The sequence below is a fragment of the Microbacterium sp. ISL-59 genome, assembly GCF_018613945.1.
GTDB lineage: Bacteria > Actinomycetota > Actinomycetes > Actinomycetales > Microbacteriaceae > Microbacterium > Microbacterium oxydans_B.
The window spans coordinates 413,318-427,099 of record NZ_JAGGPG010000004.1 but is presented as its reverse complement, the minus strand read 5'-3'; the positions used below and the strand labels follow the sequence as shown (position 1 = coordinate 427,099).

The window sequence follows — 13,782 nt, the reverse complement described above, 5'->3', positions numbered from 1 at the left end:
AACTATTGGTCGGAGACGGTGTCCTCCCCCGCTCGCGGGGTCCTCGCGCAGGCGCGACAATGATCAGGTGGCCTCGAAGATGACGCTCCGCGTGCAGCTGCTCCTGCTCCAGGCGCTGATCGTGTTCCTGGTGACCCTCGCGACCGGGATCGTGGCCGGAGCGTTCCAGGAGCAGGCTCTTCGCGAGGCCTACAAGGACCGGATGCAGGCAGTGGCCCAGTCGGTGGCGGCGCTGCCGACCGTCCTCGATGCATTCGACGATCCAGAGCCGTCGACCACCATCCAGCCGATCGCCGAGGTCATCCGCGAGGCGTCCGATCTCGCGTATGTCGTCGTGGCCGACGAAGACGGCATCCGCTACTCGCACCCGAATCCGGACCGCATCGGGGAGAAGGTCTCCACCGACCCCTCGATCCCTCTTTCGGGTGAGGTCTACGTGGGCACGCAGACCGGCACGCTCGGCACGTCCTGGCGGGTCAAGGTCCCGATCCGCGACGACGACGGCACCGTCATCGGCACCGCGTCGGTCGGGATCCTCGAGTCGGAGCTCAATGAGGAGTTCACCGCGAACCTCGCCTGGCTGATCTCGGCGATGCTCGCCGCCGCCGTGTTCGGGGTGTTCGGCTCGGCGTGGGTGACCTCGATCATCCGTCGTCGGATCTACGGGCTCGAGCCCCATCAGATCGCCGCGCTCGTGAAGAACCAGGAGACCACGCTGCACGGCCTCAGCGAAGGCGTGGTCACGGTCGACGGAACAGGACGGATCACGCTGGTCAACGACGCCGCTGCCCGCTTCCTCGGCCGGGATGCCGCAGACCTCGACGGGGCGCCGGCCGCGGAGGTGCTGGGCGAGGAGTTGACGACCGTGCTCCGCGAGGGCGAGGCGGCCGGGCGGCCCGTGATCGTCGGCTCGCATGTGCTCGTCGCCCGGAGCACCGGCAGCGACGCCGACGGCGGCGGCGGCATCGGGGCGACTCTGCTGCTGCGGGATCACACCGAGCTGCACGACGTCGTCCGCCGCGTCGAGGCCGCGGACGCGATCATCGCGTTCCGTCAGCGGTTCGGCGTTCCGAAGGGGCTCAGTGCGGAGACGCTCGATCGCGTGGTCGCGGCACTCGCGGCACGCCCGGATGCCTCGGCGACCGAGATCGGCGAGGACCTCGACATCTCCCGGGTCAGCGCGCGACGCTACCTCGAGCACCTCGCGAGCGCCGGTCGAGCGATCCGCACGCTCGACTACACGACGAAGGGTCGACCGAGCACGCGGTACCGGCTGAACGGCGCCGTCTGACCTCTCCCGAACCCTGGGACCCGGTGCCGTTATGTGCGACACTGGATCGCATTCGACGACGACGTCGACACCCCCGGATCGAAGGAGATCTCATGGTTCGCAGCGCCTATCCCGATGTGGAGATCCCCGAGGTCTCCATCCACGAGTTCCTCTTCGGCGGGCTCGACGAGACCGAGCTCGACTCGATCGCACTGATCGACGGGGTGAGCGGAGCGACCACCAGCTACCGGCAGCTCGTCGGGCAGATCGACCTCTTCGCGGGAGCCCTCGCCGCCCGCGGGGTGGGTGTGGGGACCACGGTCGGCGTGCTGTGCCCGAACATCCCCGCGTTCGCGACGGTGTTCCACGGCATCCTCCGCGCGGGGGCGACCGCGACGACCATCAACTCCCTCTACACCGCAGATGAGATCGCGAATCAGCTCACCGATGCGGGGGCGACGTGGCTCGTGACCGTCTCACCGCTGCTCCCCGGGGCTCTGGCGGCTGCGAAGAAGCTCGGCTTCGCGGCCGATCACGTGATCGTCCTCGACGGAGTGGAGGGCCATCCGTCGCTGCCGGCGCTGCTGGGTGAGGGGCATCCCGCACCCGAGGTGTCGTTCGATCCCGCGACGCACCTGGCCGTCCTGCCCTACTCCTCCGGCACGACCGGACGACCGAAGGGCGTGATGCTCACGCATCGGAACCTCGTGGCCAACGTGTCGCAGTGCCGACCCGTTCTCGGCGTCGGCGCGAGCGACCGCCTCCTCGCGGTGCTTCCCTTCTTCCACATCTACGGGATGACCGTGCTGCTGAACTTCGCGCTCCGACAGCGCGCGGGACTCGTCACGATGCCGAAGTTCGATCTGCCCGAGTTCCTCCGCATCATCGCCGAGCATCGGACGACCTGGGTGTTCGTCGCGCCCCCGATCGCGGTCGCACTGGCGAAGCATCCGATCGTCGACCAGTACGACCTCTCGGCGGTGAAGGTCATCTTCTCCGGAGCCGCTCCCCTCGACGGGGCGCTGGCGTCTGCGGTGGCGAGCCGGCTCGACTGCATCGTCACCCAGGGGTACGGCATGACCGAGACCAGCCCGGCCGTGAACCTCACCTCCGAGACCCGCGGCGACATCGACCGCTCGGCCATCGGCCCGCTCGTGCCGAACACCGAGGCACGACTGGTCGACCCGGAATCGGGCGAAGACGTGGCCGTGCCCGCCGAGGGTGCCAGCGAGCCGGGCGAGCTGTGGGTGCGCGGGCCGCAGGTCATGGTCGGGTATCTCAACCGTCCGGATGCCACAGCCGAGATGCTCGACGCCGACGGCTGGCTGCACACCGGCGATGTCGCGACCGTCACCCACGACGGCATCTATCGCATCGTCGACCGGCTCAAGGAGCTCATCAAGTACAAGGGGTACCAGGTCGCCCCCGCCGTACTGGAGGCGGTGCTGCTCGAACACCCTGCCATCGCCGACGCCGCCGTTATCGGCGCCCTCGACGACGACGGCCAGGAGGTGCCGAAGGCGTTCGTGGTGCGGCAGCCGGACGCCGACCTCGACGCGGATGCCGTCATGGCGCACGTCGCCGCCCATGTCGCCCCGCACGAGAAGGTGCGACAGGTCGAGTTCATCGACGTGATCCCGAAGTCGAGCTCCGGGAAGATCCTCCGCAAGGATCTGCGGATCCGCTGACGCCGGTCGGCGCCCACCCGGGCGCCGACCTCGCTCAGTCCGCGTCGAAGAGGTCGGCGTACGTCTGCAGGGACACCGGCTTGACGGGCAGCTGGGCGGCGAAGCGACCGGCGTCGGAGACCGCCCCGCCGCGCGCGGCGGCGACCGCACCGGCCACAGTCGTCTCGCAGTAGCGCCCCTGGCAGGGGCCCATACCCGTGCGGCAGCTCAGCTTGACCGCATCCACGGTGTCGGCATGCCGGTTCGCCTCGAGGAACCCGTCGACGTCGGACCGCGGAATCGCCTCGCATCGGCAGACCGTCGTCGCCGGCGTCGCGAGTGCCGTGAGGCCGGGGCGCTCGGGCGCGAACATCCGCTGCACGACCGCGGCGAACCGTCGGGAGCGGCGCAGGTCCCGTTCGATCGCCCGAGCGCGCACGGCGTCCACGGGCCTGCCGAGACCGGCGGCGATCGCTGCCGCCGCCGCGGCCCCCTCCGCCCGTGACTGCTCGGCCCCGGAGACACCCGTGGGCTCACCCGCGACGAAGACCCCGGGAACGCCCGTCTCGAAGGTGCCGTCGACATCCACGAGCCACCCGCCGGCGGCCGAGTCCCACCGCACCGGGCATCCGAGCTGACGCGCGAGCTCGGTGGAGGCCTGGAACCCGTATCCGAGGACGACGGTCCGCGCCGGAACCTCGCGCTCGGGGCCGCGCACGCGCCACGCTCGGTCGGCCTTCGCCAGTCGGATGCCGGTCACACCGCCGTCGCCGATGATCGCGGTGGGGACCGCCGACGTCGTGATCCGGACGCCGTGTCGCACGAGGGTGAGCACGCAGCCGGCGAGCTCGGCCAGCAGACGCACATGCCCTGGCACGGCCGGAGCGGCGAGGAACAGCTCGCGCAGGGAGGGCAGTCCGCGGGCGAAGACCACCTCGGCCACGTCGGCCCCCGAACGGACCAGCTGGGCGGCCACGATCAGCATCAGCGGATGCGAGCCTGCCAGCACGACCGGACCCGCTGCCCGCACATGCTGCGCCTTCAGGAGTCCCTGTGCCGCGCCGGCCATCAGCACGCCCGGCATCGTCCAGCCGGGGATCGCCACCGGCATGTCGTAGGCGCCGGTGGCGACGAGCAGCCTTCGGGCGTGCGCGCGCCGCGAACCCTGAGGGCCCGTGACGAGCACCTCGAAGTCGTCGCGGCCGGTCGAGCGCGCGTCGAGCACACCGAACACCGTCGACTCGAACCACCAGTCGACGCCGGTGGCCCCGGCCGCATCCGCGAGCAGATCCGCCGCCCAGGGGTATCCGACCGGAGACCGCACCGGCTCGTCGAACTCGGTCGGCGGCTGACGGAAGATCTGTCCCCCCGCCGCGCGCTGCTCGTCGATCACGAGCGTCCGCAGGCCCTGTGCGTGCGCCTCGAGCGCTGCGGCCAGACCGGCCGGTCCTGCCCCGACGATCGCGAGGTCGTAGAGGTCGGCGCTCATGCGTCGGTCCGCACGTTCATGCCGTCGCGGACGGTTGTCAGGCAGGTGCGGGTCATCGGCACGCCGTCGACCGTGATCGCGCACTCGAAGCAGGTGCCCATGTTGCACAGCGGCGCGCGCTGCTCGCCGCCCCGCCGGGCGAAGCACCGCTCGCCCTCGGCCAGCATCGCCGCCGCCACGGTCTCCCCCGCCGCAGCGCGCACGGAGCGTCCGTCCACGACGAAGGACACGTCCAGCCGCCGCGGCACCGCGCGATCGGCGAGGGGCTGGTCGTTCATGCCATGACTCCGAATCTGTCCGGGGCGTAGGGCCGCAGGTCGATGTGAGGTGTGCGACCGGCAGCCAGGTCGCAGAGGGAACGGGCGAAGCTCGGCCCGAGTGTGAAGGCCGATCCCCCGGTGGCCACGAACATCCCCGGGCATCCGGGCACCTCTCCCACGAGGGGCAGCTGATCCGGGGTGATCGTCGTGGTCCCCGCCCAGGAACGCACGATGGGCAGTCGAGCTGTGCCCGGCACCACTCCGATCGCCGCGCGGGCATTGCCCACGATGGATTCCGGGAGCAGGCGAGGACGCGTCTCCAGATCCGGCGAGCCCGCGCTGCGGCTGAGTGCCGCGGGCCAGCCCCCGCCGATCAGCACCGTGCCGTTCTGCGTCTGCTTGAGCGAGAGCTTGGCGCCGGCGTGCTGGATCAGGTGTCCGATGAACGGTTCGACCGGCGCGCTCACGCTCATCATGAGGGCGAGCGGGATGGTCGGCAGGTCGGCCCCGGCGAGCGCGCCCAGTTCCGTGGTCCACACCCCCGCTGCGATCATCACCGTGTCGGCGTGGATGCTCAGCGTCGAGTCCGGACCGGCGGCGGTCACCTTCCAGCCGTGCGCGTCGCGCTCGAGCCCGGTCACGCGGGTGTGTGTGCGGACTTCTGCGCCGAGCTTCACGGCACCCCGCACGAGCGCGGGCCCCGCGGTGCGAGTCTCGGCCTTGCCCTCGATCGGGCAGAAGGCGGCGGCGAGCACGGACTCCGACAGGTACGGCGCGATGCGCCGCGCCTCATCGCCGTCGAGAAGGGTGACATCCAGCCCCCACTCCTGCTCGAGACCGACCTTGCGCTCGAGCACCGCGACCTGCTCGGCCGTCTCGGCGAGCATGAAGCCGCCGCGCTGCACGACGCCGACCGATTCGCCCAGCTCATCTCCCAGCCGCGTCCAGGCCTCGGCGGCATCCAGATGCAGGGGCATGGCTGCGGCGGCGGTGCGCGCCGACTCCCACCCGTTCTCGACCATCCGATACTCGAGCTGGAAGTGCAGGCTGCCGGCGTTCTGGCCGGAGGCGTGCTGGTTCAACTGGTCTTTCTCCAGCAGCAGTACGGAGGCGCCCTCGCGTGCCAGCATCCAGGTCAGTGCCCCGCCGAGCAGGCCACCGCCGATGACGACCGCGTCGTACCGCATGGTCACGACAACGGCACGGTCGCGATGCCGAGCCCCTCCAGCGTGGTGCGGACACGCTCGACCTGCTCGGTCGAGAGTTCGAGCAAGGGGCGGCGGACGAAACCGGCCGGAACGCCCTGCAGGCGCAGAGCAGTCTTCATGATCGCCTGCTGGTTTCCGAACTGCGCACCGTAGTCCGGCCCGAACCAGCTGGTCATGACCACGCGATCGCGAGCGCCGAGTTCGATCGCCCGCGCCCGATCCCCCGCGGCGAGCGCATCCCAGAAGCCGGGGTGGTCGTTGCCGAGCGGGGCTCCGGAGCCCATGAGACCGTCACCGTGGCCGAGGGTTGCGAGGTCTGCTCCCAGCGCGTTGGTCGGAACGCCGAAGTAGCGCACGCGATCCTCCACGAGATACATGGCGTCGAGGAAAGCCCGGAAGTCGCCGGTCGAGTTCTTGATCGCCACGACGTTCTCGATGTCCGCCAGTTCGCTCAGGAGGTCCGGGCTCAGGTCGACGATGCAGCCACGCGGCCAGTTGTACACGGTGACGGGGAGCGAGGTGCCGTCGGAGACCTCCTGGTAGAAGGCCACGATCTCCTCGCGGGTCGGCACCATGTAGGGCGGGGGCGTCACGAGGATGCCGTCGAGCCCGGCCTCCTCCGCCGCGTGCGCATGCCGGATCGCCTCAGCCGCCGTGAACGCGTTGCAGCCGCCGATCACGCGCATGTCCGCGCGGAAACGACCGCCGAGGGTGAAGAGCTCAGCGCGTTCGGCCTCGGTCATGCTGAACCACTCGCCGGAGGTGCCGGCGAGGATGACGCCGTGCATCCCCTGCGCGGCCAGCCACTGCATCTGCCCCTCGAACGCGACGGGATCCAGCTCCCCCTCGCGCGTGAACGGGGTGGTGATCGCGGGAATGTACCCGTGCCAGTCGACGGTGTTGCGGTCCATCTGTCTCTCCTTGCTCCGACTCGTCCGACTCACTCGACCGGCATGTCCTGGGCGTGGTGGTGCACGATGCGCCATCCGTCCGCGTCTCGGCGCACCACATCCGTGACGCGCACCACTTCGACCAGCGGCCCGCCCGCCGCAGGGCGCACCTCCAGCACGTACCGGATCACCCCGGTGTCACCGAAGTCGCTCGTGACGATGCCGGTCGGCACGACGCTCGGCAGCGTCCGCCGGCGCTCGTCGGGGTCGGCAGCAGGACCCCGCAGCTCGTCGAGTTCGGCGATGCCGTGCATGAGCGTCGGCCAGGGGGTCTCCCACACCGTCACGTCATCGGCGAGGCGCGCGTCGAACGCGGCGCGGTCGGCGAGGTCCTCGTACAGCGCGACGATGAAGCTCTCGAGCTCGGCGGTGGTGGTCATGCGTGTTCCTTCGTCAGATCCTGCAGCAGACGCTCGCGCAGCGGCGCGAGCCCCATCGGTCCGAGCGCGAGGGCCCGGGTGTGGAAGTCGAGTGTGGATGCGGTGCTCGCCGTGCGCGCCTCGGCCCAGAGCTTCGCGCCGACCTTGAATGCCAGGGCCTGACCCGGCCAGCCGAGGTAGCGGTCCACCTCGAACCGTGCGGTCACGGGATCGACGAGGCCGTAGTGCACCAGGAAGTCGCGGGGGATCGCCGGCGTCCACCCCGTCTGGTCGGTGACTTCGTTGCGTCGCAGCGGCCGGTCGGTGTGCAACCCGATGTCGGCGACGATGCGCACCGTGCGCCACAGCTGTCCGAGCAGCATCCCCAGCCGTTCCGGGGCATCGCGCAGCAGACCCAGCTCGTCCGACAGCGCCTCCGAGTAATGCGCCCAGCCCTCGGCATACCCGTGGATCTCGCACAGGTAGCGCTGCCAGGGGTGCAGGGACGCATTGGCCCGGTTCACCGCATGCTCGAGGTGGTGCCCGGGGACGCCCTCATGGTGGAGACTCGTGAGCTCCTGCCAGGTCGGCACCGACGTCGCTCCGGCGGGGATCGTCCAGACGATCTTGCTGCGCACCGAGCCGTCGGGCGCTCCGGGCGTGTAGTAGACGACGCCCTTCGCGGCCCGCGGAACGACGATGTCGACATCGCGCACGTCCGCGGGCAGCGCGAAGGCCGTGCCGTCGACCCGATCCAGGGTCCAGTCCAGGCGATCGCGCAGCCAGCCGACGACGTCATCCGCATCGACGCGGTGCCCCGGGTCCTGCGCGAGCGTGCGCGCAGCGACCGAGACGTCTGCCGGCGCGCCGGTGCCGAGGATCTCTCCCGCGACGCCGCGTGCCTGCCGCCACAGTCGATCGAGTTCGTGCCAGCCGTAGTCGTACACCTCGTCGAGGTCGAGTTCGGTGCCGAGGAAGCTCTGGGCGGTGGCGCGGTAGACGCCCTCGCCGACGGCATCCTGCTGCGGCGCGTGCGGAAGCAGTTCGTCGCGCAGCATCCGCTCGAAGCCCGCCATCGCTTCGGTCGCCGCGAGTGCCGCACGATCCAGGGCGATGCGGCGGGAGGCGGACAGATCTGTCGCGCGGAGGGAGCGGAAGTAGTCGACTCCGTCGGGGTCGATCCAGCCCGCGATCTGATTCGCGACTTCACGCACCTGCCGTTCCGCGGCGATGCCGGTGCCGATGAATTCGCCGCGCTCCCCCGCCGCGCGCGCCCACTTCAGGCGGTCGTCGAGCTGGGTCAGCGCCCGGGGCACCCCCGACAGGCGAGTGATGATCTCGTCGCCGGCGGCGTCATCCGTGACGGTGACGTCGTCGAACGCCTCGCGCACCAGATGCACCGGTGTCGCCAGCGGTGCGAGCAGCCGTGCGGTGAAGCCGGTGTCGAACAGGGCGATGTCGCTGTCCATGCGTTCGCGAAGAGCGGCGTGCAGCGCTGCATCCTCCGTCGTCGGCTCGACGGTCGCCAGGGCGTCGCGCGTGCGCACGGCGAGCGCTCGACGTTCGACCGCCCAGTCGGCGCTGAGATCGGGCAGTCGATCCTGCGCGGTGACGCCCAGCGCCTGCGCGGCGGCCGGCTCGTGGTCGGCGAGTGTCGCGACGTACTCGTCGGCGATGCGCACGGTCGAGGTACCCGAGGTCGAGGTGCCCGAGGTCGGGGTGTTCACCGTCCGGCCCGGTCGTCCCGCAGCACGGCGCCGCCCTGCATGACCCAGTCGATTCCGCGCAGCGCGGCAACATCCGCTGTCGGGTCCGCGTCCGTGGCGATGAAGTCCGCGCGCGCACCGACTTCGACGACACCGAGATCGTCGACGCCGAGCAGTTCTGCCGCGGACGAGGTGGCCGAGCGCATGACGTCCAGCGAGGTCATTCCCGCGTCGACCATGAACTCCATCTCGCGCACCGTCGCGGTCGTGCCGTCGAAGTCCGCGGCGGGAGGCATGTCGGTGCCCATGGCGATGCGCACCCCGCTCGCGATCGCGTTCTCGAGGCTCTCCCAGTGACGCGGCCCCGCACCGAGCGCGCGCTCCTTCATCCAGGTGGGCACGCCCTGCGCGTCGAAGAACTCCTCGCAGCGGCTGACCGTGATCGTCGGCACGTACCAGACGCCGCGCTCGCTCATCAGGTCGGTGACCTCACGGGTCAGCTCGTAGCCGTGCTCGACGCAGTCCAGGCCGAGCTCGATGGCACGCCGCAGCGTCTCGGACGGTCCGACGTGCGCGGTGACCTTGCGGCCCCAGTCATGCGCGGTCTGGATGACGGCGGCCATCTCGTCGTCGGTCAGCTGCGGGGTGTCGATCTGCTCGTGCTCTCCCGCGATCCCGCCGGAGATGCAGACCTTGATCAGGTCGGCGCCGTGACGGATCTGGAGGCGCGTCAGTCGACGCAGGTCGTCGGCGCCGTCGCCCTCCAGTGCGTCGGACTCCCACCCGTGCCCACCGGTGCAGCACAGCGCGTGTCCGGCGGTGTACAGCCGGGGGCCCGCGACGATCCCGGCATCGATGCCGCGGCGCAGGGCGAAGTCGAGGTAGCGGCTCTCGCCGACCAGCCGCGCGGTGGTGACGCCGGCATGCAGGGTGCGTCGGGCGCTGTCGGCCATCACCAGCAGCAGGTCGGGGTCGCCTTTGGAGGCGATCTCCGCCCCGGCCGTCCCGGGAAGCGCGAGCCCCAGGTGCACGTGCATGTTGATCAGCCCCGGGCTGAGGACCCGTCCGGCCAGGTCGATCACGCGTGCGTCGCCGGCATCGAGGGTGCCGGTGGCGCCGAGCCCCGCGATCACTCCGTCGGCGTCGACGACGACGTCGAGCCCGTCCCGCAGGTGCTCGGAGCGCCCGTCGAAGATGCGGGCTCCGGTGAGGAGGACGCGGCGGTCCTCGGCGATGGTGATCATGCTTCTCCTCCCGTGGCGGGGGCCGCGACGGCCTCCGCGAGGTCTTCTTCTCTGCCCGGCAGCCGCTTCGTCGGGCCGATCTCCGGGATGGCATCGATGAGGCGCTGCGTGTACGGGTGCTGCGCGTGCTGCCACAGCTGTTCGCTGGGACCGCGCTCGATGATCTCACCCGCGTACATCACCGCGGTCTCGTCGGCGATGGCCCGCACCAACGACAGGTCGTGCGAGATGAACAGCATCGCCATGCCGAGCTCGCGGACGAGGCCCTGCAGCAACTCGACGATCTGCGCCGACGAGAAGGCGTCGAGGGCCGTGACCGGCTCATCGGCGACGACCACGCTGGGCTGGGCGGCGAGCGCACGGGCGATCGCGAGCCGTTGCCGTTGGCCACCCGAGAACTGCGTGGGGTAGCGAGAGGCGGCCGACTCGTCGAGCCCGACCAGTCGCAGCAGTCGCGAGACCTCGGCGGCACGGGCGGATCGCTCCAGCGCATCGGGGGCACCGTCCAGCAGCTGCGCTCCGATCGAGCGACGGGGACTCAGCGAGGCGTACGGGTTCTGGAACACCATCTGCAGCCCGCGGTCGCGACTCGGGCGGCGGCGCATCGTGAGCGGATGCAGCGGCTCTCCGTCGAAGCGCACCGCGCCCGAGGTCGGACGGTCGATGCCGACGGCGACCCGGGCCAGCGACGACTTGCCGCATCCCGACTCCCCCACGAGTCCGACGATCTGCCCTCGCTCCACGGTCAGCGAGACGCCCTTCACCGCGTGCACGGGCGGGGCTCCGCGCCGGCGGTGCGTGACGACGACGTCATCGATCTCCAACGCGCTCATCGTGCGCCTCCTCGGTGGGTGCGCTGCGCGGCCAGTGACTGCGCCCTGGATGCGATCAGCGCGCGGGTGTACTCGTGCGACGGCGTGTTGAGGATCTCGGTGGTCGGACCGTGCTCGACGACGGTGCCGTCCTTGAAGATGTAGGTCCGGTCGGCGATCGCGCTCATCACCCCGAGGTCGTGCGTGATGAACAGCATCGACACCCCCGTCTCGCGCGCCAGGCGGTCGAACAGGCGGAGGATGCCGGCCTGCACCGTGACGTCGAGCGCGGTGGTGGGCTCGTCGGCGATCAGCAGGCGGGGCTCGCACGCGAGCGCGATCGCGATGGCCGCACGCTGGCGCATGCCTCCGGAGAACTGGTGCGGATACGCCGTGATCGCCTGGTGCGGGTCGCGGATGCGCACGAGATCGAGCAGCTCGATCGCTCGCGCCTGCGCCTGCTTCTGGCTCACACCGGTGTGGTGGATGAGGTGCTCGGTGATCTGCGTGCCGATCCGCAGCAGCGGGTGCAGTGCCGCGGTCGGATCCTGGAACACGATCGAGATGCGGTTTCCGCGCACCTCGTTGAGCTCCCGGGTGCTGAGGGTCAGCAGGTCCCGCCCCTCGAACAGGACCCGGCCGGAGGCGGTCGCGCCCTCGGGAAGGATGCCCATGACCGCTGAGGCCGTCATGCTCTTTCCCGAGCCGCTCTCGCCGGCGAGGCCGACGACCTCACCCTGTCCGATCCGGATGCTCGTGTCGTGCACGAGCTCGATCTCGCCCTCCGGCGTCGGCATGACGACGGAGAGGTCCTCGATCGAGAGCAGCGTCGCGTCACTCATCGCTTCCTCGCATTCCGTGAGCGGGGATCCAGGTAGTCCTGAACGGCGTCTCCCAGCAAGTTGAAGGCCATCACGATCGTGAGGATCGCGAGGCCGGGGAACAGGCTGATCCACCAGTTCCCGAGGTTCTGCGAGCCGAGGGCGATCATCGCGCCCCATTCCGCAGCCGGGGGCCGGGGGCCGAGGCCCAGGAACGACAGCGCGGCGAGCATGAGGATGGCGTTGCCGAGCTCGATCGTCGCCATCACGAGCGCCGGGCCGGCGCTGTTGGGGATCACGTCCTTGACGATGGACTTCAGGGTCGTCGACCCGAGCAGCCGACCGGAGAAGACGTACTCCTGCTCGCGCACGCTGAGCACCGAGCTGCGGATGATCCGCGCGTACAGCGGCCAGGAGACGATCACGAGGGCGAGCACGGCATTGCCGACGCTCGGCCCGAAGGCCGCGGCGACCGCCATGGCGAGGATGATCTGCGGGAACGCCAGCACGAGGTCGGCCACGCGCATCAGGACGTTGTCCGCCGCCTTGCCGAAGTATCCCGCCGCGAGGCCGACGCTCCCGCCGACCAGGAGCGAGAACACGACGATCGCGAGGGCGAGCGGCAGCGAGAGCTGGGCGCCGTAGATGACACGGCTCAGCACGTCGCGACCGAGGTCGTCCGTCCCCATCCAGTGCGCGGCGGACGGTGCGTCCAGGAACGGACCGCTCGTCTCGAGCGGATCGTACGGCGCGATGACCGGGGCGAGGAGCGCCGCGAGGATCCATGCGGCGATCACGCCGAAGGAGATCACGGTCACGGGCGTCCAGAACGACGTGCGCGGGGTGAACCGGCGGCTGCGACGGAATCCGCGGCGACGCGGCTCCTTCGCGACGGCGAGCCGGTCGGAGGACAGGATGGTCATTTCGCTCCGATCCGGGGGTCCACGATCGTGTAGAGCACGTCGACCAGGAGGTTGATCAAGGTGTAGACGACGGCGATGAACAGCGTCACGCCGAGGATCGCCTGCAGATCGAGCGACAGCGCGCTCTTGTAGGCGTACTGCCCGAGCCCCGGCCACGAGAGCACCTGCTCGACGAGCACGGCGCCACCGAGCAGGGACGCGAACATCAGCCCGGTCACGGTGAGCACGGGAAGCAGACCTGCTTTGAAGACGTGCCGCCAGGTGATAGTCCGCGCCGGCAGGCCCTTCGCGGTGGCGGCGCGGATGTACTCGGCGTCCAGCACCTCGATCATGGCGGAGCGCACGAAGCGCAGCAGGCCCGAGACGGTGAGCGCGGTGAGGATGCCGACGGGGAGGATGAGGTGCCAGACGGCGTCGGCGAACACGTCCCACTGCCCGGCGAACACGGCGTCCAGCGAGTACATGCCGGTGACGGTGGGCGGCGGGTCGTACTCGTTGCTCAGTCGCCCGCCGTTGGGGACGAGTCCGAGCGCGTAGAAGAAGACGTACAGAGCGACCAGGGCGAGCCAGAACGGCGGGGTCGAGAGCCCGACGAGGGACACGCCGCGGATGCCGCCGTCGATGGCCGAGCCCTTGCGGGTGGCGGCGATCATGCCGAGTGCCACGGCGATGATGATCGCGAGGATCATGGCGGGGAGCGCCACCTCGAGCGTCGCGGGGATGTACTGCGCGAGGTCCTGGGTGATCGGGCGGTGGGTCTGCTGCGAGATACCGAGATCACCCTGGAAGAGGTTCGCGATGTAGCGGCCGTACTGCACCCAGATGGGCTGGTCCAACCCCCACTTCTGCTCGAACGCGGCGCGCAGCTCGGGGTCGTCGTAGGCCTGCTGCGACAGGTTCGCGGCGGCCGGGTCCCCGGGGACGATGGTCATGAGCGCGAACGTCACGAGGGTGACCCCCCAGAGGAGGATGATCGCGCTGATCAGCCGGCGGCCGATCATCTGTAGGAGGGCTGGCATTGCTCGTTCGCCTTCGGTGAGGTGGTGAGAACCGGAGGTCGGCCGCCCGACAGG

13 protein-coding genes are annotated in these 13,782 nt (G+C 70.4%); 2 read left to right on the top strand and 11 right to left on the bottom strand.

Annotated elements, in window-relative coordinates:
- The first annotated feature begins 67 nt into the window (after positions 1–67).
- Both J7E45_RS15670 and J7E45_RS15665 read left to right on the top strand, forming a co-directional pair.
- On the top strand, positions 68–1,291 hold the full coding sequence (locus J7E45_RS15670) for a PAS domain-containing protein (protein WP_091029609.1): 1,224 nt from the start codon (positions 68–70) through the stop codon (positions 1,289–1,291).
- Between the two features lie 92 nt (positions 1,292–1,383).
- Entirely contained in the window at positions 1,384–2,958 is a 1,575-nt protein-coding gene (locus J7E45_RS15665) for an AMP-binding protein (RefSeq protein WP_215070472.1), read from the top strand.
- A gap of 34 nt (positions 2,959–2,992) precedes the next feature.
- Here the strand turns inward: J7E45_RS15665 and J7E45_RS15660 are convergent, their stop codons facing one another.
- The 11 genes from J7E45_RS15660 to J7E45_RS15610 are packed head-to-tail and all read right to left on the bottom strand — an operon-like array spanning position 2,993 to position 13,728.
- Positions 2,993–4,426 carry an FAD-dependent oxidoreductase gene (locus J7E45_RS15660; RefSeq protein ID WP_215070470.1) on the bottom strand — a complete coding sequence of 478 codons (1,434 nt, stop codon included), beginning with the start codon at positions 4,424–4,426 and terminating at the stop codon, positions 2,993–2,995.
- Positions 4,423–4,704 carry a 2Fe-2S iron-sulfur cluster-binding protein gene (locus J7E45_RS15655; RefSeq protein ID WP_105710431.1) on the bottom strand — a complete coding sequence of 94 codons (282 nt, stop codon included), beginning with the start codon at positions 4,702–4,704 and terminating at the stop codon, positions 4,423–4,425. Before J7E45_RS15655 ends, J7E45_RS15660 begins: the two co-directional genes overlap by 4 nt.
- Positions 4,701–5,873, bottom strand: coding sequence for an FAD-binding oxidoreductase (locus J7E45_RS15650; RefSeq protein WP_251054490.1), 1,173 nt, complete (start codon positions 5,871–5,873; stop codon positions 4,701–4,703). Before J7E45_RS15650 ends, J7E45_RS15655 begins: the two co-directional genes overlap by 4 nt.
- A 2-nt stretch (positions 5,874–5,875) precedes the next feature.
- Positions 5,876–6,805, bottom strand: coding sequence for a dihydrodipicolinate synthase family protein (locus J7E45_RS15645; RefSeq protein ID WP_215070468.1), 930 nt, complete (start codon positions 6,803–6,805; stop codon positions 5,876–5,878).
- Positions 6,806–6,834: 29 nt separating this feature from the next.
- The gene (locus J7E45_RS15640) at positions 6,835–7,224 is read right to left on the bottom strand and encodes a nuclear transport factor 2 family protein (protein ID WP_215070467.1); all 390 of its coding nucleotides are present in this window, start codon (positions 7,222–7,224) and stop codon (positions 6,835–6,837) included.
- The gene (locus J7E45_RS15635) at positions 7,221–8,930 is read right to left on the bottom strand and encodes a DUF885 domain-containing protein (protein WP_215070466.1); all 1,710 of its coding nucleotides are present in this window, start codon (positions 8,928–8,930) and stop codon (positions 7,221–7,223) included. Before J7E45_RS15635 ends, J7E45_RS15640 begins: the two co-directional genes overlap by 4 nt.
- Positions 8,927–10,153: an amidohydrolase family protein gene (locus tag J7E45_RS15630; RefSeq protein WP_215070465.1), complete on the bottom strand. Its 1,227-nt coding sequence runs from the start codon at positions 10,151–10,153 to the stop codon at positions 8,927–8,929. The genes J7E45_RS15635 and J7E45_RS15630 overlap by 4 nt, the downstream gene beginning before the upstream one ends.
- Positions 10,150–10,986 (bottom strand): ABC transporter ATP-binding protein, encoded by an 837-nt coding sequence (locus J7E45_RS15625; protein ID WP_215070464.1) that lies wholly within the window; start codon positions 10,984–10,986, stop codon positions 10,150–10,152. Before J7E45_RS15625 ends, J7E45_RS15630 begins: the two co-directional genes overlap by 4 nt.
- On the bottom strand, positions 10,983–11,807 hold the full coding sequence (locus J7E45_RS15620) for an ABC transporter ATP-binding protein (RefSeq protein WP_215070461.1): 825 nt from the start codon (positions 11,805–11,807) through the stop codon (positions 10,983–10,985). Before J7E45_RS15620 ends, J7E45_RS15625 begins: the two co-directional genes overlap by 4 nt.
- The gene (locus tag J7E45_RS15615) at positions 11,804–12,709 is read right to left on the bottom strand and encodes an ABC transporter permease (RefSeq protein ID WP_167634386.1); all 906 of its coding nucleotides are present in this window, start codon (positions 12,707–12,709) and stop codon (positions 11,804–11,806) included. The genes J7E45_RS15620 and J7E45_RS15615 overlap by 4 nt, the downstream gene beginning before the upstream one ends.
- Entirely contained in the window at positions 12,706–13,728 is a 1,023-nt protein-coding gene (locus J7E45_RS15610) for an ABC transporter permease (protein ID WP_091029574.1), read from the bottom strand. Before J7E45_RS15610 ends, J7E45_RS15615 begins: the two co-directional genes overlap by 4 nt.
- Positions 13,729–13,782 lie beyond the last annotated feature (54 nt).